General features: G+C 72.5%; 17 protein-coding genes and 1 riboswitch. Of the genes, 9 read left to right on the top strand and 8 right to left on the bottom strand.

The features are described from left to right. The first annotated feature begins 40 nt into the window (after positions 1-40). Both ACFYYB_RS23440 and ACFYYB_RS23435 read left to right on the top strand, forming a co-directional pair. Positions 41-697, top strand: coding sequence for a MerR family transcriptional regulator (locus ACFYYB_RS23440; RefSeq protein WP_389437196.1), 657 nt, complete (start codon positions 41-43; stop codon positions 695-697). Positions 698-785: 88 nt separating this feature from the next. Continuing rightward, positions 786-2,429, top strand: a complete 1,644-nt coding sequence (locus ACFYYB_RS23435; RefSeq protein ID WP_389437195.1) for a DNA polymerase IV — start codon at positions 786-788, stop codon at positions 2,427-2,429. Between the two features lie 647 nt (positions 2,430-3,076). Here ACFYYB_RS23435 and ACFYYB_RS23430 read toward each other — a convergent pair. After that, positions 3,077-3,442, bottom strand: coding sequence for a PRC-barrel domain-containing protein (locus ACFYYB_RS23430; RefSeq protein WP_389437194.1), 366 nt, complete (start codon positions 3,440-3,442; stop codon positions 3,077-3,079). 120 nt (positions 3,443-3,562) lie between these two features. Further along, a riboswitch (glycine riboswitch) is annotated at positions 3,563-3,661 on the top strand. Positions 3,662-3,860: 199 nt separating this feature from the next. Here ACFYYB_RS23430 and gcvP point away from each other — a divergent pair. Continuing rightward, positions 3,861-6,746 (top strand): aminomethyl-transferring glycine dehydrogenase, encoded by a 2,886-nt coding sequence (gene gcvP / locus ACFYYB_RS23425; RefSeq protein ID WP_389437193.1) that lies wholly within the window; start codon positions 3,861-3,863, stop codon positions 6,744-6,746. Positions 6,747-6,829: 83 nt separating this feature from the next. Here the strand turns inward: gcvP and ACFYYB_RS23420 are convergent, their stop codons facing one another. Next, positions 6,830-7,036: a DUF5999 family protein gene (locus ACFYYB_RS23420; protein WP_327307846.1), complete on the bottom strand. Its 207-nt coding sequence runs from the start codon at positions 7,034-7,036 to the stop codon at positions 6,830-6,832. Between the two features lie 272 nt (positions 7,037-7,308). Further along, the gene (locus tag ACFYYB_RS23415; RefSeq protein ID WP_389437192.1) at positions 7,309-7,929 is read right to left on the bottom strand and encodes a hypothetical protein; all 621 of its coding nucleotides are present in this window, start codon (positions 7,927-7,929) and stop codon (positions 7,309-7,311) included. 512 nt (positions 7,930-8,441) lie between these two features. Here ACFYYB_RS23415 and ACFYYB_RS23410 point away from each other — a divergent pair. Both ACFYYB_RS23410 and ACFYYB_RS23405 read left to right on the top strand, forming a co-directional pair. Next, the gene (locus tag ACFYYB_RS23410) at positions 8,442-9,956 is read left to right on the top strand and encodes a glutamate-cysteine ligase family protein (protein WP_389437191.1); all 1,515 of its coding nucleotides are present in this window, start codon (positions 8,442-8,444) and stop codon (positions 9,954-9,956) included. A 245-nt stretch (positions 9,957-10,201) separates the two neighbouring features. Then, the gene (locus ACFYYB_RS23405; RefSeq protein WP_389437248.1) at positions 10,202-10,945 is read left to right on the top strand and encodes a CPBP family intramembrane glutamic endopeptidase; all 744 of its coding nucleotides are present in this window, start codon (positions 10,202-10,204) and stop codon (positions 10,943-10,945) included. A gap of 63 nt (positions 10,946-11,008) precedes the next feature. Here the strand turns inward: ACFYYB_RS23405 and ACFYYB_RS23400 are convergent, their stop codons facing one another. Continuing rightward, positions 11,009-11,833: a PhzF family phenazine biosynthesis protein gene (locus tag ACFYYB_RS23400; protein ID WP_389437190.1), complete on the bottom strand. Its 825-nt coding sequence runs from the start codon at positions 11,831-11,833 to the stop codon at positions 11,009-11,011. Positions 11,834-11,896: 63 nt separating this feature from the next. After that, a complete protein-coding gene (locus ACFYYB_RS23395) occupies positions 11,897-12,142 on the bottom strand; it encodes a hypothetical protein (RefSeq protein WP_389437189.1) in 246 nt (81 codons plus the stop codon). A gap of 168 nt (positions 12,143-12,310) precedes the next feature. On the opposite strand from ACFYYB_RS23395, the gene ACFYYB_RS23390 reads away from it, so the two are divergent. Continuing rightward, positions 12,311-12,931 carry a PadR family transcriptional regulator gene (locus ACFYYB_RS23390; RefSeq protein WP_389437188.1) on the top strand — a complete coding sequence of 207 codons (621 nt, stop codon included), beginning with the start codon at positions 12,311-12,313 and terminating at the stop codon, positions 12,929-12,931. 127 nt (positions 12,932-13,058) lie between these two features. Here the strand turns inward: ACFYYB_RS23390 and ACFYYB_RS23385 are convergent, their stop codons facing one another. Then, the gene (locus ACFYYB_RS23385) at positions 13,059-13,487 is read right to left on the bottom strand and encodes an SRPBCC family protein (protein ID WP_327307851.1); all 429 of its coding nucleotides are present in this window, start codon (positions 13,485-13,487) and stop codon (positions 13,059-13,061) included. Positions 13,488-13,679: 192 nt separating this feature from the next. Here ACFYYB_RS23385 and ACFYYB_RS23380 point away from each other — a divergent pair, with 192 nt between their 5' ends. Both ACFYYB_RS23380 and ACFYYB_RS23375 read left to right on the top strand, forming a co-directional pair. Continuing rightward, on the top strand, positions 13,680-14,645 hold the full coding sequence (locus ACFYYB_RS23380) for a DMT family transporter (protein ID WP_389437187.1): 966 nt from the start codon (positions 13,680-13,682) through the stop codon (positions 14,643-14,645). A gap of 165 nt (positions 14,646-14,810) precedes the next feature. Beyond that, a complete protein-coding gene (locus ACFYYB_RS23375) occupies positions 14,811-15,821 on the top strand; it encodes a DMT family transporter (RefSeq protein ID WP_389437186.1) in 1,011 nt (336 codons plus the stop codon). Here the strand turns inward: ACFYYB_RS23375 and ACFYYB_RS23370 are convergent. Further along, complete coding sequence (locus tag ACFYYB_RS23370) at positions 15,808-16,536, bottom strand: pyridoxamine 5'-phosphate oxidase family protein (protein ID WP_389437185.1); 729 nt, start codon at positions 16,534-16,536, stop codon at positions 15,808-15,810. The genes ACFYYB_RS23375 and ACFYYB_RS23370 overlap by 14 nt on opposite strands. Positions 16,537-16,573: 37 nt before the next feature. On the opposite strand from ACFYYB_RS23370, the gene ACFYYB_RS23365 reads away from it, so the two are divergent. After that, positions 16,574-17,905 (top strand): aminotransferase class I/II-fold pyridoxal phosphate-dependent enzyme, encoded by a 1,332-nt coding sequence (locus tag ACFYYB_RS23365; protein ID WP_389437184.1) that lies wholly within the window; start codon positions 16,574-16,576, stop codon positions 17,903-17,905. A gap of 79 nt (positions 17,906-17,984) precedes the next feature. On the opposite strand, the gene ACFYYB_RS23360 is transcribed toward ACFYYB_RS23365, so the two are convergent. Then, entirely contained in the window at positions 17,985-18,980 is a 996-nt protein-coding gene (locus ACFYYB_RS23360) for a DMT family transporter (RefSeq protein ID WP_389437183.1), read from the bottom strand. Positions 18,981-19,005 lie beyond the last annotated feature (25 nt).

Raw genomic sequence — 19,005 nt, 5'->3', positions numbered from 1 at the left:
GCCTACCTTCGAGGTGGCAGGTCAAGGACGGAGGGTCGGCGTGAGAGTCACGGGCGACGGTATGACCGGGGGCATCCCCGCACGGAGTGACGGTGGGCCGTACCCGCTGCACGGTGGTGCGGTGAACTCCGCGCGCCGTCAGCCGGAGCCCGCGCCGGTCGGTTCGGTGGGGCCGGTGGGGCCCCAGGGCGGCGAGACGGCGCCGGAGCAGGTCGGATACCGGGGGCCGACGGCGTGTGCCGCGGCCGGCATCACGTACCGGCAGCTCGACTACTGGGCGCGCACCGGGCTGGTGGAGCCCACCGTGCGGCCCGCGTACGGGTCGGGGACGCAGCGCCTCTACAGCTTCCGGGACGTGGTCGTCCTCAAGATCGTGAAGCGCTTCCTGGACACCGGTGTGGCGCTGCAGAACATCCGCACCGCCGTGCAGCACCTGCGCGACCGGGGCTTCTCGGACCTGGAGCGGATGACGCTGATGAGCGACGGCGCCACCGTGTACGAGTGCACCTCGCCGGATCAGGTGGTCAGCCTGCTCCAGGGCGGCCAGGGAATCTTCGGGATCGCCGTGGGCGTCGTCTGGCGCGACGTCGAGAACGCCCTGTCGCAGCTGCACGGAGAGCGCGTGGACACGGGCGAGACGGTGGTCGGGCACAACCCGGCCGACGAGCTGGCCGCCCGGAGGAACCGGGCCGTCTGAGACGGACGACGTCGGTGACGGGCGGGCCGTACGGCTCGCCCGTTCCGGGTCGGGCCGATTGTCAGTGGCGTAGGGCAGCATCGGAGCCGTGAGATCCGCGCCGACCATCCTGCACCTGGACATGGACGCCTTCTACGCCTCCGTGGAGCAGGCGTCGAAGCCGAGCCTGCGGGGCAAGGCCGTCATCGTCGGCGGACTCGGGCCGCGCGGGGTCGTCGCCACCGCCTCCTACGAGGCCAGGCGCTTCGGGGTGCATTCGGCCATGCCGATGGCCCAGGCGCGGCGGCTCTGCCCGAACGGCGCGTGCCTCGTTCCGCGCTTCAGCCTGTACCGCGAGGTCAGCGACACGGTCATGGCGATGCTCAGGGAGCTGTCGCCCCTCGTGGAGCCGCTGAGCCTGGACGAGGCCTTCGTGGACCTGGAGGCGGGCGGCGTCGCCTTCGACGCGGAGGCCGCGCGGGCCGTGGGCGAGCGGCTGAGGGCCGATATCGCCGCCGTGACCGGGTTGAGCGGGTCGGTGGGGCTCGCGGGGTCCAAGATGCTGGCGAAGGTCGCCTCCGAGGAGGCCAAGCCGGCCGGGCTGCTGCTGATCGAGGTCGGCACGGAGCGGGCACACCTCGCACCGATGTCGGTACGGACCCTGCCCGGGGTGGGGCCGGCCACGGGGGAGCACCTGCGGCGGGCCGGGATCACCACGGTGGGGGAGCTCGCCGAGGCCGGTGAGGACGAACTGGTCCGGATGGTGGGGCGCTCGCACGGGGTCGGGCTGTACCGGATGGCGCGGGGCGTGGACGAGCGGCCGGTGGTCGCCGAGCGCGACGCCAAGTCCGTCTCGGTGGAGGACACCTTCGACGTGGACCTGCACGACCGGGTGCGGATCCGGGGCGAGGTGCAGCGGCTCGCTGAGCGGTGCGTGGAGCGGCTGCGGGCGTCGGGGCACTCGGGGCGGACCATCGTGCTCAAGGTCCGGCGGTACGACTTCTCCACGCTGACGCGCTCGGAGACCCTGCGGGGGCCCACGGACGACCCCGCGGTGGTGCGGGAGGCCGCCGGGCGGCTGCTGGAGGCGGTGGACACCACGGGTGGGGTGCGGCTGCTGGGGGTGGGGGTGACGGGGCTGGCGGACTACACGCAGGAGGACCTGTTCGCTTTCGCCGATGCGATGGCTGCGCGGGCTGGGGCGGGTGGGCCGGGTGTGGACCCGGGCCGGGGGCACGACGACGGGGCTGAGCCCTCGGGCGGGGGTCCCGATGCCGGCACCGACGGGGATCGGGCGGTTGCTGTTCCGGGCCGGGCCCCGGGCGAGGGCGACGGGCCGGATGCGGCTGACCCGCAGGGGCAGGGCGCCGAGCAGGGACCGGTTGACGACGCTGGGGACGGACCTGGTGGCGCGTCCGGGGAGGGGCAGGGTGTCGGGCCCGGGCAGGGGGAATCCGCCGGGCGGGGGCAGGGCGGCGAATCTGAGGTGGGGGTGCCGTCGGGCGTCGAAGGGGTGGTGGAGCGGCGGTGGGCGGCCGGGAGTGATGTGCGGCATGCCGTGTACGGGCCGGGGTGGGTGCAGGGCAGCGGGGTCGGGCGGGTGACCGTGCGGTTCGAGCAGCCCGGATCCCGGCCGGGGCGGGTCCGCACCTTCCTGGTGGACGATCCTGAGCTGGAGGCGTCCGATCCGATGCCGCTGGTCGGGGACCAGGTCTTGGAGGTCGAGGGCCAGGCGGCTGTGGAGCGAGCCTGAGAGGTCGTGGCATTCGGCCGTGCCGGTGGGCCTGGCCGTGCACGGGGCTTGGTCGCTGCTCGGGCGGCGGTGCCGGTGCCCGACGGTGGCCGCTCGTGCGCCGGCAGGCGCCTGCTGCGGGGCGGGTGTGGAGGAGGCGGGAGGGGTTGGGCCCTGCGGGGCTGTCCCCTACCCGCCCTTCCACCGTTCCCCGGGCTTCGCCCGGACCCTCTTGGGGTGTGCGGCGCCGTTGCCGGGGGCCAGCCCCCGGGGCCCCGTGCCTGGACCGGTTGGGGTGCGGCGTTGCCGGGGACAGGCCGGGCCCCGTGTTTGGACTGGTTGGGGTGCGGCGTGGCTGGGCTTGGGCCCCGGGCCCCGTGCCCGGGCCGGTTGGGGGGCGGCGTGGCTGGGGGTCGGGCCCCGGGCACCGCGTTTGGGCCGGTTGGGGTGTGGCGTGGCCGGGGGCTAGGACCGGGTTCCGCGTTTGGGCCGGTTGGGATGCGGCGTGGCCGGGACAGGCCCGGGTCCCGCGTCTGGACTGGTGGGGGTGTGCGGCGTCGTTGGGGGGCAGGCGTCGGGGTCCCGGGACCGGAGCGGTTGGGGTGTGCGGTGCCGTTGCGGGGGGATACGGCCCGGGGTCTGGCCCCTCACATGCGGGAGGGGTGGGGTCAGGGGGTGTCGGGGGAGGTGTGGCCGAAGTCGTGGTGGAAGTCCGAGGGGAGGGCCAGGTCCAGGCCGTAGTGGTGGTAGAGCTGGAGCTCCTGTTCGGGGGAGAGGTGGCGGCCCACGCCGAAGTCGGGGGCGTCTCGGATGAGGGAGCGTTCGAAGGGAACGCGCAGGGTGTCGCCCACCATCTCGCTGGGCTCCAGCGGGACGAAGGCGTCCCGGCTGAAGAGGCCGGTGCGTACGGCGGCCCATTCGGGGACGCCCGTGGCGTCGTCGAGGTAGACCTCGTCGACGGTGCCGATCTTGGTGCCATTGCGGTCGAACGCCTTGCGGCCGATCAGGCTGCGGGGATCGATGTCGGTCTGCACGGTCCGGTCCCTCCATTTGGGCGCAACTCCTCCGTAATGACTACAAAAGTGCATTTCCGGAGAGGGGGCCACTCGAAGGGAGGCGTCCACATCCTCGCTGGTAGGCTGGGTGACGGCTGTTGACCCTGTGCGGGAGAGTCCTCCGAGTGAGTGAGACGGAGGCGCCGAAGGAGCAAATCCTCCCCGGAATCTCTCAGGCATACGTACCGCACGTGGTGAGGCCACTCTGGAAAGCAGGTTGCGGGTACCGGGCGCGCAGTGCCGGTCCCTCTCCTCACCGACGGTGAAAGCCGGACCCCGTGGGCGATCCCCGCGCGGCCCGGTGAAGCTCTCAGGTTGTGATGACAGAGGGGGAGGCCGTCCGGGTGCCCGCGCCGTGGTGCCCCTCGCAGGTCGTACGACCAGGAGGCCTCCGTACATGACCGCCAACCGCATTCCGCTCTCCCAGCTGGAGCGAGGCATCCCCTTCGAGCAGCGCCACATCGGCCCGGATGCCGAGGCGCAGGCGAAGATGCTCGCCCACGTGGGCTACGGCTCGCTGGACGAGCTCACCGCAGCCGCGGTGCCGGATGTGATCAAGACCACCGCCGCGCTGAACCTGCCCGAGGCGCGGACCGAGGCCGAGGTGCTCGCCGAGCTGCGTGAGCTCGCCGACCGCAACCAGGTCCTGTCTTCGATGATCGGCCTGGGTTACTACGGCACCTTCACGCCGCCGGTGATCCTGCGCAACGTCATGGAGAACCCGGCCTGGTACACGGCGTACACGCCGTACCAGCCGGAGATCTCCCAGGGCCGGCTCGAAGCCCTGCTGAACTTCCAGACCGTCGTCGCCGAGCTGACCGGCCTGCCGACCTCCGGCGCCTCCCTGCTCGACGAGGGCACGGCGGCCGCCGAGGCCATGACCCTGGCCCGCCGCGTGGGCAAGGCCAAGGGCAACGTCTTCCTGGTCGACGCCGACGCGCTGCCGCAGACCATCGCGGTGATCCAGACCCGTGCCGAGCCGATCGGCATCGAGGTCGTCGTCGCCGACCTGAGCGCGGGGATTCCGGCCGAGATCGTCGAGCGCGGCGTCTACGGCGTGCTGCTCCAGTACCCGGGTGCCTCCGGCGCCGTGCGGGAGATCAAGCCGGTCATCGAGCAGGCGCACGGGCTCGGCGCCATCGTCGCCGTCTCCGCCGACCTGCTCGCCCTGACGCTGCTGACCTCCCCGGGCGAGCTGGGCGCCGACATCGCCGTCGGCACCACCCAGCGCTTCGGCGTCCCGATGGGCTTCGGCGGACCGCACGCCGGCTACATGGCCGTCCAGGCCAAGCACGCCCGCTCGCTGCCCGGCCGCCTCGTCGGCGTCTCCGTGGACGCGGACGGCAACAAGGCCTACCGCCTGGCGCTGCAGACCCGTGAGCAGCACATCCGCCGCGAGAAGGCCACCAGCAACATCTGCACCGCGCAGGTGCTCCTCGCCGTCATGGCCGGCATGTACGCCGTCTACCACGGCCCGGACGGGCTGCGGACGATCGCCCGCCGCACCCACCGCTACGCCGCCCTGCTCGCCGCCGGTCTGACGGCCGGCGGGGTCGAGCTGCTGCACGGCTCGTACTTCGACACCCTCACCGTGCGGGTTCCGGGCCGGGCCGCAGAGGTCGTGGCCGCCGCCCGCGAGGGTGGCGTCAACCTCTTCCAGGTCGATGCCGACCTCGTCTCCATCGCCTGCGACGAGACCACCCTGCGCGCCGACATCGAGGCCGTCTGGGCCGCTTTCGGCGTCACCGCCGACATCGAGGCGCTGGACGCGAGCACCGCCGAGGCGCTGCCCGAGGGCCTGCTGCGCTCGGACGAGTACCTGACGCACCCGGTCTTCCACCAGCACCGCTCCGAGACCGCGATGCTGCGCTACCTGCGCAAGCTCTCGGACAAGGACTACGCGCTGGACCGCGGCATGATCCCGCTGGGCTCCTGCACCATGAAGCTCAACGCGACCACCGAAATGGAGTCGGTCACCTGGCCCGAATTCGGCCAGATGCACCCGTTCGCCCCGGTCGAGCAGGCCGAGGGGTACCTCACGCTCATCACCGAGCTGGAGGAACGTCTCTGCGAGGTCACCGGCTACGACAAGGTCTCCATTCAGCCGAACGCCGGCTCCCAGGGTGAGCTCGCCGGCCTGCTGGCCGTCCGCGCCTACCACCGGGCGAACGGCGACGAGCAGCGCACCGTCTGTCTCATCCCGTCCTCCGCGCACGGCACCAACGCCGCGAGCGCCGTGATGGCCGGCATGAAGGTGGTCGTCGTCAAGACCGCCGACGACGGCGAGGTGGACGCGGACGACCTGCGCGCCAAGATCGAGCAGTACCGCGACGAGCTCGCCGTACTGATGATCACGTACCCCTCCACGCACGGTGTGTTCGAGGAGCACGTCGCCGACATCTGCGCCCAGGTGCACGACGCCGGCGGCCAGGTCTACGTGGACGGCGCCAACCTCAACGCCCTGGTGGGCCTGGCCAAGCCGGGTCACTTCGGCGGCGACGTCTCGCACCTGAACCTGCACAAGACCTTCTGCATCCCGCACGGCGGCGGTGGCCCGGGCGTGGGTCCGGTCGGTGTCCGGGCGCACCTGGCCCCGTACCTGCCCAACCACCCGCTCCAGCCGACCGCCGGTCCGGAGACGGGCGTCGGCCCGATCTCGGCCGCTCCGTGGGGCTCGGCGGGCATCCTGCCGATCTCCTGGTCGTACGTGCGCCTGATGGGCGGCGAGGGCCTCAAGCGCGCCACCCAGGTTGCGGTGCTCGGCGCCAACTACATCGCCAAGCGCCTCGAGCCGCACTACCCGGTGCTCTACACCGGCCCGGGCAACCTGGTCGCGCACGAGTGCATCATCGACATGCGCCCGCTGTCGAAGGCGACCGGCGTGAGCATCGACGACATCGCCAAGCGCCTGATCGACTTCGGGTTCCACGCGCCGACCATGTCCTTCCCGGTCGCCGGGACGCTCATGATCGAGCCGACGGAGTCCGAGGACCTGGCCGAGATCGACCGCTTCTGCGACGCGATGATCGCCATCCGCGCCGAGGTCGAGCGGGTCGCGGGCGGCGAGTGGCCGGTGGACGACAACCCGCTGGCCAACTCCCCGCACACGGCCGCGGCGCTGGGCGGCGAGTGGAACCACCCGTACACCCGCGACGAGGCCGTCTTCCCGGGCGGGGTGTCGGCCGCGGAGAAGTACTGGCCGCCGGTGCGCCGCATCGACGGTGCCTTCGGCGACCGGAACCTGGTGTGCTCCTGCCCGCCGCTGGACGAGTACGACAACTGATGCCTCAACTGGCGCGGTGACACGACGAAGGGGCCGGTCCGGGAGTTTCCTCCTGGGCCGGCCCCTTTCGTTTCCGTCGTCGGCTAGGCCGCCTTCATCACCTGCGTCGCCGCGAGCGGGCGGTTCGGGGCGATGATCTGGCCGTCCGGCAGCAGCTCACCGGTGTCCTCGAACAGCAGGACGCCGTTGCACAGCAGGCTCCAGCCCTGTTCCGGGTGAACGGCCACGGGGTGCGCGGCCTCCCTGTCGGCGGAGTCGGCGGTCGGGCATGCTGGCTTGTGCTGGCACATGGATGCGTTCTTTCGCTGCGGTGTGGTCTGTGTGCTGCGGCTCGATGCGTTGTTCATGGCCGCCCCCCGTATCAACGACGACTTGGCTCGGTCAGAGTGCCCAGTGTTCCCCCACGACACGGTGTCCGGAGGGATTTCCCGGCAGCTGTCCTCATAGATTGATGACGCATCACCCGTGCGGGCGGTTCAGGTCAACTCCCCTGTCATTTCGGATGGTTCACGGGGGGCCCGAGTGGGCTAGGCCGAATGGGCAGAACCGGCCAGGAGCCGGGTCAGGCGGCCGGCGCGGCCATGGACGGCGGTACCGGAGGGGCCGTCGGCGTGAGCCTGTGGGTCAGTACGGGCAGCAGTTCGGACACGGGGTGCGGGCGGTAGGCGGCGATGCCGGGTGGGGCCGGTGCCAGCGGGACCAGGAGGTCGGCGGCGGCCGGCAGGCCGGCGGAGGCGTCGGCGCCCACCGATCCGTGCAGCCACAGGGTCAGCATGTACAGCTCCGGTACGGACAGCAGGCGGGGCTGGTAGTTCTTGCCGAGCGATTCGGCCTGGCGCAGCGCGCGTTCGGTGGCGGCGACGTAGGGGCCCTCGAAGAAGTGGGAGAAGGCCCACCCGTCCGGTGTCAGCCGGGTGTCGGCCGCGGCGACGTAGCGGTCCCCGCTGCGGATCAGGAACCGCCAGCCCGTCAGGCGGGTGCGCGGCGGCCTGCCGCCTGCGGTCAGTCCGGAGATGTGCAGCCGGTCCAGGACGTGGACGGGCAAAGGCAGTTCGGCGGTCGTCGGGCCCTGCAGGGCGCGCAGGGCCGGGGTGTGCGCCTCGTGGACGGCGGTGGGGGAACCGAGGGCCGCGAGGACGCTGCGCAGGGCGGGCGCGGGAGCCGGAGGGACGTGCAGCGGCATGGTGGGTCGCCTCTCGCTAGGGAGACCTGTGGAACGGGGCGGGTGCGGGGTGCGGACGGCGCTGTCGCATTCTGGGGTCAGAGGGGGGCTGAGGGGCAATGGCCGCGCGCCAACTCTCTGCCTCGCTTGCGGAGTTTATCTGACATGTGTTCACTCAGTGTTTCGGCTAGCTGTCCCGCCTATTGCCGACAAGGCGCTTACCGGTCCCGCTGACGTGGCATTCATGCCGGGTGCGCGCAAAAATTCCGCGCTGACCTCGGAGGCTACCGGATGAGGGCTCGGCTGAAAAGCGTCGGTTATCGATAACCGGCAAGTTCTACGCTGTATTTGCGTACGGATGCTTGCCAGGTGAATGTGCCAAAGCGCCTGTCGGCCAAACCGGCGCGCGCTCCCCGCCAGTCACGCCCCCTCCGCGTTATCGATCATGCCGCCGGGGCATCATCGACCGTAACGCGCGCCCGGGTGGCGGATCATTCGACGCCGGCCGGGCCCAGTCGAGGAGGGACGCTCCGATGGGGGAGAAGGTCGTGGCGGGCGGATTCGACCTGTCCGATCGGCAACGGTACCGGAGGAAGCTTCACGAGTGCCTGGAGGTGCTGGAGCGACTTCTGGAGGAGAAGAGGTTCGATCGCCCCAAGAACATGATGGGGCTGGAGATCGAGTTGAATCTGGCGGGTGCCGACGGGTTGCCGAGAATGGTGAATGCCCAGGTCCTTGAGCGTATTGCGAGCAACGATTTCCAGACCGAACTGGGAATGTTCAACCTGGAGGTGAACGTCCTTCCCCACCGGCTCGGAGGCCGGGTATTCGACCAGCTCGCCGAAGAACTGAGCGCGGGTCTCGGCTATGCCCACCGGCAGGCTCAGGAGGTCGGCGCCGGGGTGGTCATGATCGGAATTCTGCCGACGATCTCCCGCACCGACCTGGTCACCGCCAACCTCTCGGCGGTGGACCGCTACTCCCTGCTCAACGAGCAGATCCTGATGATGCGGGGCGAGGACTTCGTGCTCGACATCGACGGGGTCGAGCGGCTGACGTGGACCTCCGGGTCGATCGTGCCGGAGGCCGCCTGCACCTCCGTACAACTGCACCTGCAGGTGACTCCGGCGCGGTTCTCGGACGTGTGGAACGCGGCCCAGGCGGTGGCGGCCGTACAGATAGCCGTGGGCGCCAACTCGCCCTTCCTGTTCGGGCGGGAGCTGTGGAGGGAGTCGCGGCCGCCGCTCTTCCAGCAGGCCACCGACACCCGGCCGCCCGAGCTCCAGGCGCAGGGGGTGCGGCCGCGCACCTGGTTCGGCGAGCGCTGGGTGGACTCGGCGTACGAGCTCTTCGCCGAGAACGTCCGCTACTTCCCGGCCCTGCTGCCGATCTGCGACGAGGAGGAGCCGCTGCGGGTGCTCGCCGAGGGCGGGGTGCCGAGCCTGCAGGAGCTGGTGCTGCACAACGGCACCGTCTACCGCTGGAACCGCCCCGTCTACGGGGTCGCCGACGGGGTGCCGCACCTGCGCGTGGAGAACCGCGTGCTGCCCGCCGGTCCGACGGTGGCCGACGTCGTCGCCAACGCGGCCTTCTACTACGGGCTGGTACGGACCCTCGCGGACGAGCAGCGCCCGGTGTGGAGCCGGTTGCCCTTCGCGGAGGCGGAGGCCAATTTCGACGCGGCCTGCCGCTACGGCATCGACGCCCGGCTGCGCTGGCCGCGCCGGGGCCGGGGCGGGGGGCTGGCGAGCGTGCCCGCGGTCCGGCTGGTGCTGGAGGAGCTGCTGCCGATGGCGGCCGCCGGACTGGACGCGTGGGGGATCGAGCCCGCCGACCGGGACCACTACCTCGGCATCATCGAGGAGCGGTGCCGGCGCCGGGTGAACGGCGCCACCTGGCAGGTGGACACGTACCACCGGGCGCTGGCGGGCGGGCTGGAGCGGGACGCGGCGCTCGCGGCGACCACGCGCCGGTACAGCGAGCTGAGTCACCGGGGCGATCCCGTGCACACCTGGCCGGCGGGTCTGGGGGGTGGGCCCACGGCCTGACCGGCATCCCACCGCCGGTCCTGACCGGCGGCGGGACCGGCGTCCTGACCGGCGTCCGCGGACCGATCGCGGGGGCCGTCCGGTCCCGCCCGATGATCCGATCGCCCCCTGGAGGAGGCAGTATGGGGTCATCGGGGCGGGACGCCCCGCGAGACGTCGCAGCGGGTGCGGGACGGGAGACGGGCGTGCGGACGGTGCCGGAACCGGTGGTCGGGGAGCTCGAAGAGGGCCCTGGCGGGCGCGGGATGCTGCGCTCCGAGACGCTGCTCGTGCTCGCGCTGTCCCTGGGCGCGAGCGGCGTCTCGGCGCTGATCAGCTTCATCGGCTCGCTGACCAAGCCCGGCGGGCTCAAGGACCAGGCCGCCACGCTCAACGGCTCGTACGCCCCCGGCCGGCCCTGGCTGGACCTGGCCTGGCAGCTGTTCGACATCGCGAGCGCACTCGTCCCCGTCCTGCTCGTCGCGCACCTGCTGACCCGTGAGGGCGCGCCCGGACTGAAGGTGCTGGGCTTCGACCGGACCCGGCCCTGGTGGGACCTGGGCCGCGGCGCGCTCGTCGCCGCCTGCATCGGCAGCGCCGGGCTGGCCTTCTACCTGGGGTCCCGGGCGGCCGGCTTCAACCTCACGGTGGTGCCGGAGGCGCTGCCCGATGTCTGGTGGAAGTTCCCCGTGCTGATCCTCTCCGCGGTGCAGAACTCCGTGGTGGAGGAGGTCATCGTGCTGGCCTACCTGCTGCGCAGGCTCGGGCAGCTCGGCTGGTCGCCGATGGCCGCGCTGATGGCGAGCTCCGTGCTGCGCGGCTCGTACCACCTCTACCAGGGCATCGGCGGGTTCATCGGGAACATGGTGATGGGCGTCGTCTTCGTCCTTGCCTACCGGCGCTGGGGCCGAGTGGGTCCGCTGGTCGTCGCGCACGCGCTGCTCGACATCGTGGCCTTCGGCGGGTACGCCCTGCTGGCGGGCAAGGTGGGCTGGCTGCCCACCCCGTAGGGCCCATCACGTAGGCCCCACCCCGTAGGCCTCGTTCCGTAGGCCGGGGAAGGGCCCGCCCGCTCAGGGTGCGGTGAGCAGCTCGCCGTCGATGACCGTGACCGCGCGCCCGATCAGCAGCGTACGGTCGCCCAGCAGCCGGACCCGGACGAGGCCGGTGCGGGCTCCGCCCTGGAGGCCGACGAGCTCCGTGCGGCCGAGGCGCCGCGCCCAGAACGGGGCCAGTGCGGTGTGGGTGCTGCCGGTGACCGGGTCCTCGTCGATGCCGAGCGCGGGGAAGAAGCCGCGCGAGACGAAGTCGTAGCCGCGGGAGGGGTCCTCGGCCGGCGCGGTCACGATGATGCCGCGCCGGGAGTAGCCGCGCAGGGCGGCGTGGTCCGGCGTGAGCTCGCGTACGGTCCGCTCGTCGGCCAGCTCCACCACGAGGTCCCCGATGTGCTCGGACGTGTCGTGGACCGACTTGGACGGGGCGCCCAGCGCGCGCTCCACTGCGGCGTCCGGCTCGACCTCGGTCAGGGAGGAGGTCGGGAAGTCCATGGTCAGGGTCCCGTCCCCGGCGGCCGTGACCGTCAGGATCCCGCAGCGCGCCGAGAAGCGGACCGTCCCGGTCGCGAGGCCGTTCGTGGCCAGGACGTGGGCGGTGGCCAGCGTGGCGTGGCCGCACATGTCGACCTCGGCGGCCGGGGTGAACCAGCGCAGCGCCCAGTCCGCCTCGCCGCCCGGCGGGAGCGGATGGGCGAAGGCGGTCTCGGAGAGGTTGACCTCGGAGGCGACCTGCTGGAGCCAGGTGTCCGGGGGGAACCCGTCCGCGCCTTCGAGGAGCAGGACCCCGGCGGGGTTGCCGCCGAAGGGGCGGTCGGAGAAGGCGTCGACGATTCGGATGCGCATGTCACCGACCGTAGGGACGCGGCGGAGCCGCCCGCAAAGGCCAATCCGGGATGACTGGACTGGTTACCGGCCCATGTTCGCGGCCACCTCGCCCTGCGCGGCGCCGATCTCGTCCTCGGTGGCCTCCATCAGGTCGCCCGTCTCCTCCAGGCGGGCCAGCAGGTCCGCGAGCGCCTGCTTCTGGGCCGGGTGCGTGATGGGCACGGTGTTCAGGTCGGTGGTCGTCAGCCAGTCGAACAGCACGATGGCGTCGGAACGCCAGATGCGGACGTTGACGGTTGGTACGGCGTCAAAGAATCCGATGTCCATGTGGGCATTCTGCCAGGTCAGCAGCCTATGGGTGGCGTGGGCCTGGGCGTGGAAGGCTGTTCACTGAGGAAGTTTCCGATATATCGTTGACGCATCGCGATGGGTCAGCGATAGTAGAGACATCGCACTAGCGACAACGAATCACCGAATGAGGAAAGGAGCGCAGTCATGCGTTCACACGGACAGCACGGACACGACCACGGACATGAGCACGGAAGGGGTCACGGCCACTGCGGGCCGGACCGCCGGGAGGAGTTCCAGGGGCGGCGTGCCGCCTTCGGGCCGTTCGGGCCGCCCTTCGGCGGCGGGCCCTTCGGCGGGCGGGGCGGGCGCGGCGGACCGCGCGGCCGGGCCCGGCGGGGGGATGTGCGCGCCTCCATCCTGGCGCTGCTCACCGACCGGCCGATGCACGGCTACGAGATGATCCAGGAGATCGGCGAGCGCAGCGGCGGGGCGTGGAAGCCCAGCCCGGGGTCGGTCTACCCGACCCTGCAGCTCCTGGAGGACGAGGGCCTCATCACCAGCGAGAGCGAGGGCGGCAAGAAGCTGTTCACGCTCACCGACGCCGGCCGCACCGAGGCCGAGTCCGGCCCGGACGCCCCCTGGGCGGAGGCCGGCCGGGGCTTCGACTTCGAGGCGATGAACGAGGTCCGGACGGCCGGATTCGGCCTGATGGAGGCCTTCGGCCAGGTCTTCAAGACCGGCACCCCCGCACAGAGGGAGAAGGCCCTTGCCGTCATCAACGACACCCGCAAGAAGCTCTACCTGATCCTGGCCGACGAGCACTGAGTGCGAGTGGGCCGGACGGATCCTCCGGTATGACGGCGCGCCCCGCGAGAGACCTCTCGCGGGGCGCGCCGTCGTATCCGTGTGTGTACGGACCTGCTCGTTCGGGTGGGGGTGGGGTGGGGCGTGGTCAGGCGACCAGGCCGGAGAGCTTGCGGAGCGACTCGTTGAGGGCGGCGGTGGCCGAGTCCTTGAGCTTGCCCGCCATCAGGGAGACCGCGGCGCCGGTGAACTCGCCGTCGATGCGGACGGTGGTGGCCCCGCCGTCCGGGACCAGGGTGTAGCGGGTCAGGATGGCCACGCCCATGGGGCCCTTGCCGGTCAGCGCGAAGACGTGTCCGTCCTCCAGCTCCGAGATCGTCCAGAGGACCTCGGCGGGGAAGCCCATCATCTTCATGTTCTCGGAGAAGGTGGACCCGATCGCGAGGGTCTCGGGGCCGCCCTTCGGGAAGTTGGTGTGGGTCATGCTCCACTGGCCGTAAGCGTCCCAGTCGGTCAGCTGGGACCAGAGCTTCGCGGCGGACGCCTCGATGCGTGATTCCGCGGTGACTTCAGCCATGCGACCACCCCTTCTCGTCAGGTACGTGCGGCGGAAGGTAGTCCCGGGGGGCGCAACATTCAAGACTGACGACCTGTCAGATATTGGGTGGCGGGGCGAGTGCGGACCCCACCGGTATCGGGCCGGTCTCGGGAGCGTCTCAACAGGTGTCACGGCCTCGTCGGTCCTGACCGGGCCTGCCATGATGTCCGAATGCAAGCGTCAGGGAGACACGCCGGACTGGGCCTCGCCCTCATTTCGGCGATCGCGTTCGGTGGTTCGGGAGTGGCGGCGAAGCCGCTGATCGAGGCGGGTCTGGACCCGCTCCACATGGTCTGGCTCAGGGTGGCCGGGGCGGCCCTCGTGCTGTCCCCGCTGGCCTGGCGCCATCGCGATCTCGTACGCCGCAAACCCCTGCTGCTCGCGGGCTTCGGGATCGTCGCCGTGGCCGGGGTCCAGGCCTTCTACTTCGCCTCGCTGTCCCGGATCCCGGTCGGTGTGGCGCTGCTGCTGGAGTACCTCGGCCCCGCGCTGCTGCTCGGCTACATCCGCTTCGTGCAGCGCAGGCCCGTGACCCGGGCCGCCGCGGCCGGCGCCGCCGTGGCCGTCGTGGGTCTCGCCTGCGTGGTGCAGATCTGGGCCGGGCTGAGCCTGGACCTGCTCGGCGTGCTGCTCGGCCTCGCGGCCGCCTGCTGCCAGGCCTTCTACTTCGTCTTCGCCGACCAGGGCAGCGACGGCGACGACGTGCCCGACCCGATGGGCATGATCGCGTACGGCATGATCGTCGGCACCCTCGTGATGACCGTGATCGCCCGCCCCTGGCGGATCGACTGGCAGGTGCTGGGCGGCGACGCGGCGCTGGGGGACCTGATGGTGCCCGCTGGCGTCCTGCTCGGCTGGGTGGTGCTGATCGCGACCGTGTTCGCGTACCTGACCGGCGTGGTCTCCGTGCGCAAGCTGTCCCCGCAGGTCGCCGGCGTCGTGGCCTGCCTGGAAGCGGTCGTGGCGACCGTACTGGCCTGGGTGCTCCTCGGCGAGCACCTCTCGACCTGGCAGATCATCGGCGGCGGGCTGGTGCTGGGCGGGGCCTTCATCGCGCAGACCTCCCGGCAGAGCGCGCCCGCGCCCGGGGTCGCGGAGCCGGTGGCCGCTCTGGACCGCGATCCGAGCAAGGTCTAGGCTCGCGATCATGCCGACGACCGTGCTTCCGCCTCCCGCCGCCTAGCGCGGGCGGCTGCCACCACGCAGGAGAACCCGGCCCGGGCCGTGTCCCGGGCCGATTCGCGCTGCCCGCGAAGCGATGACCCGTTCCTTTCATCCTTCACGCACGCGCGGAGACCTCTCGTGTCGATCCAGTCGGACCAAACGCCCGCCACCGGGCGCAGCCTGCTCTACCTCGTCATCGCCGGAACCGCCTGGGGCACGGCGGGGGCGGCGGCCTCGCTGCTCTACCTCGCCAGTGACCTCGGCCCGCTCGCCCTGTCGTTCTGGCGGTGCGCGGGCGGGCTGGCGGTGCTGCTCGCGGTACTCGCCGTACGCCGACGCCCGCGCGGCGGCGCCGTCGGGGCGGGCACCGTCCGGGCCAGGGCCTCGGTGGGGTCGCTCATCGGGACCGGGCTCATGTTCACCCTCTTCCAGTCCGCGTACTTCGCCGCCGTGCGCGAGACCGGCCTCGCCGTGGCCACCGTGGTCACCCTCGGATCCGGGCCCGTGCTCATCGCGCTCGGGGCCCGGTACTGGATGGGGGAGCGGCTCGGCCGGGGCGGGACCGTCGCGGTCGGCGGGGCCCTGGCCGGGCTCGCCGTGCTCGTCCTGGGCGGCGGGGGCGGCGAGGTGCGGCCGCTCGGCGTCGGCTGGGCGCTGCTGTCGGCCGCCGGCTACGGGGCCATGACCCTGCGGGCCAGGCTGCTCGGACGGCGCGGGACCGGCGGGGACCCGCTGGTCACCACCGTCTGGTCCGTCGGGGTGGGCACGGTGTGCCTGCTGCCGTTCGCCCTGGTGGAAGGGCTGATGCCGCATACCGCGGAGCCCGTCCGGGTGCTCTGGCTGCTCGCCTACATGGCCACGGTGCCGACCGCGCTGGCCTACGCGCTCTACTTCAGCGGGGCCGCCGCCGTGCGGGCCGCGACGGTGTCCGTGATCATGCTGATCGAGCCCGTCGGAGCGGCGGCGATCGCCGTCCTGGTGCTCGGGGAGCGGCTGACCGGCGCGGTGGCGCTGGGCACCGTACTCCTGCTGACCGCGGTGGGGGCGCTGATCGCCGCCGAGTCCCGGCGTCCCGCGGACGCGGATGAGGGCGGGCCGGACGAGGTCCGGCCCGCCCTCGCCGCCGAGGCGGTCGTCAGAGCGCGGTGACGTAGGCCGGGACGGGGATGCCCGCGGCGAGGTCGGCGGCGGGGATCGGGGTCCCGTACGCCGGCGCGACCGGGACCACGCCCGACCAGAACGGCAGGTCGAGGTCCTCGGCGTCGTCGCCCGGGCCGCCGCTGCGGACCTTGGCGGACACCTCGTTCAGGTCCAGGCGGATCACGGCGGTGGCCGCGAGCTCCTTGGCGTTCGCCGGCCGGGAGTCGGCCGAGCGGCCCGGGACGACCTGGTCGACGAGGGCGTCGAGGGCGATCCGGCGCTCCTCGGGGTCGGTCACCTGGTGGGCCGTTCCGTGGACGACCACCGAGCGGTAGTTGAGCGAGTGGTTGAAGGCGGAGCGGGCCAGGACCAGGCCGTCGAGGTGCGTCACGGTGAGGCAGACCGGCAGCCCCGGGTCGGCCGTGCCGGCCGCGAGGAGCGGGCGCGAGCCCGTGGAACCGTGTACGTAGAGGGTCTGGCCGACCCGGCCGAAGAGGGTCGGCAGGACCACCGGCGCGCCGTCGCGGACGAAGCCGAGGTGGCAGAGGTAGGCCGCGTCCAGTATCGAGTGCACCGTCTCGTGGTCGTAGTGCGCGCGGTCGCGGTACCGGCTCGGGACGGTCCGGCCGCTGGGCTCGTAGGTGCCGGCCGCTTCGGTCGGCGCTGCCGCAGCCGGAGCAGTGGGCTGTTCTGCCGTGGTCTCGGGGGCGGGCGTGACGCTCATGATGCGGACTCCGTTGTATTAGTGCATACTGTGCTTTGTGCTAGGAGAGTATCTGATCATCGGGCGGCGCGCATCGGAAATCGCCGCGAGTGTGGAAGCGGGCGTCGCCTCGGGCGCGCTCGCGCCGGGAGCGCTGTTGCCGCCGATGCGGGAGCTCGCCGGTGTGCTGGGGGTGAACCCCAACACCGTGGCCGCCGCGTACCGGACGCTGCGCGAACGCGGGGTCATCGAGACGGACGGGCGCCGCGGCAGCCGGGTGCGGTCCCGCCCGGCGACCGCGCCGCGCGACCAGCTGCGGATGGACGTCCCGGAGGGGGTGCGCGACATCGCCTCCGGCAACCCGGACGTGCGGCTGCTGCCCGCGCTGGGGGACGCGCTGGCGGGCGCGGCACGCCGGTACGCCGCCGAGCCGACGCTCTACGGCCAGGATCCGGTCGCTCCGGAGCTGGCCCGGCTCGCCAGGGCCGCCTTCGACGCGGACGGGGTGCCGGCCGGGGAACTGGCGGTGGTCTCGGGCGCGCTGGACGGCATCGAGCGGGTGCTGGCCGCGCACCTGCGCCCCGGGGACGCGGTGGCGGTCGAGGACCCGGGGTGGGGGAGCGTGCTCGACCTCGTGCCGGCGCTGGGGCTGCGGGTGGTGCCGGTGGCCGTGGACGACGACGGGCCGCTGCCCGACGCGGTGGAGCGGGCGCTGGCCCAGGGCGTCCGGGCGCTGCTCGTGACGGCCCGGGCGCAGAACCCGACCGGGGCGGTGGTGAGCGCGGAGCGGGCCGCGGCGCTGCGGGCGGTGCTGGCCGGGCATCCGGAGGTGCTGGTCATCGACGACGACCACGGACACGGCATCGTGGACCTGCCGCTGAACGTGCTGGGCGGGGTGACCCGTCACTGGGTGCTGATCCGCTCCACCGCCAAGGCGTACGCGCCGGACCTGCGGATCGCGGTGCTGACCGGGGACGGGGTCACGCTCGACCGGGTCCGGGGGCGGCAGCGGCTGGGCCCCGGGTGGGTGAGCAGGCTGCTGCAGTACACGGCGGTGGAGCTGTGGCAGGCCGGAGCGGTCGATCACGCGGCGGTCGCACGGTCCTACGGGGAGCGCCGCGACGGACTGGTCGCGGCGCTGGCCCGGCGCGGGGTGAGCGCGCGGGGGCGGAGCGGGATGAACGTGTGGGTGCCCGTCGCCGAGGAGACCGCGGTGGTGACGCGCCTGCTGGGCGCGGGCTGGGCGGTCGCGCCGGGGGCCCGGTTCCGGATGGAATCGGGGCCGGCGGTGCGGATGACGATGTCGACGCTGTCCCTGGCGGACGTACCGGTGCTGGCGGAGGCGGTCGCCTCGGCCGTCCGGCCGGCGGCCGGGGGGCGGCTCGACTAGGCCGTCGCTTTCGGATCTTGCCTGGCCCGTGTCGTCCGGGACGACGCGGGCCCGACCGGCAAGATCCGAAAGAGGCGACCTAGCGGCGTCGGGTCTGGGTGAGGGCCGCGCCGGCCAGGACGACGGCCGCGCCCACCGGGGTGTTCCAGTGGAGCTGTTCGTCCAGGAGCAGGACGCCCGCCGTCGTCGCGATGACCGGGATGAAGTACGTGACCATCTGCGCGGTGGTCGGGCCGATCTCCGTGACCAGGCCGTACTGCATCTGCAGGGCCATGCCCGTGCCGAGGGCGCCCAGCGCGATCACCGACAGGGTCGGCCAGAGCGGCAACGAGGTCGGGGCCGAGGTGAACAGGGCGCTGACCACACCGAGTTGGAGCGTGGAGACCAGGAGCTGGGCGCCGGTCAGGGCCACCGGGGAGCCCGGCGTGGAGGCCAGGGTGCGGCGTACGTAGATCCAGCCGATCGGGTAGCAGAGCGCGGCCAGCAGGGCGAGCGCGGTGCCCTTGGCGTCGAGGCCCGAGAAGCCCTGCCAGGCGCCGAGGACGGTCAGAACGCCGAGGAAGCCCAGGCCCAGGCCCGCGAAGCGGCGGCGCGTCGGGCGGTCCTCGGAGAGGGCGACCAGGGAGAGCGCCATCCCCCACAGCGGCGAGGTGGCGTTGCAGATGCCCGCCAGGCTGGAGGGGATGCTCAGTTCCGCGTACGCGAAGAGGGAGAACGGGGCGGTGTTGAGCAGCAGCGCCGCCACCGTCAGGTGGGCCCAGGTGCGCCGGCCCCGGGGGAGCGGCTCGCGGCGGATCAGGAGCACGGTGAGCAGGGCGAGCGCGCCGAAGAAGACCCGGCCGAGGGCCACCTGGAACGGGGCGTAGGCCTCCGTGCCCACCTTGATCAGCAGGAAGCTGAAGCCCCAGATCACCGAGAGGACCGCGAAGCGCAGGCGCCAGTCCAGGCGGCCGCCGGCGGGAGCCTTCGCGGTGGGGGCGGGGGGCGTGGTGGCCGAGGCCGAGGCTGGGGCGGCGTCGGCAGGCAGGTGTGGGGCGGGGGTGGCGGCTGGGACCGGGATGCTGGGGGCGCTCATGACAGCCACCTTCGCCCCTGGGGAC

The organism is Streptomyces sp. NPDC002886 (assembly GCF_042888445.1).
Lineage (GTDB): Bacteria > Actinomycetota > Actinomycetes > Streptomycetales > Streptomycetaceae > Streptomyces.
Note: the sequence above shows the minus strand (reverse complement) of the source record. Positions and strands in the feature narration are given on the sequence as shown.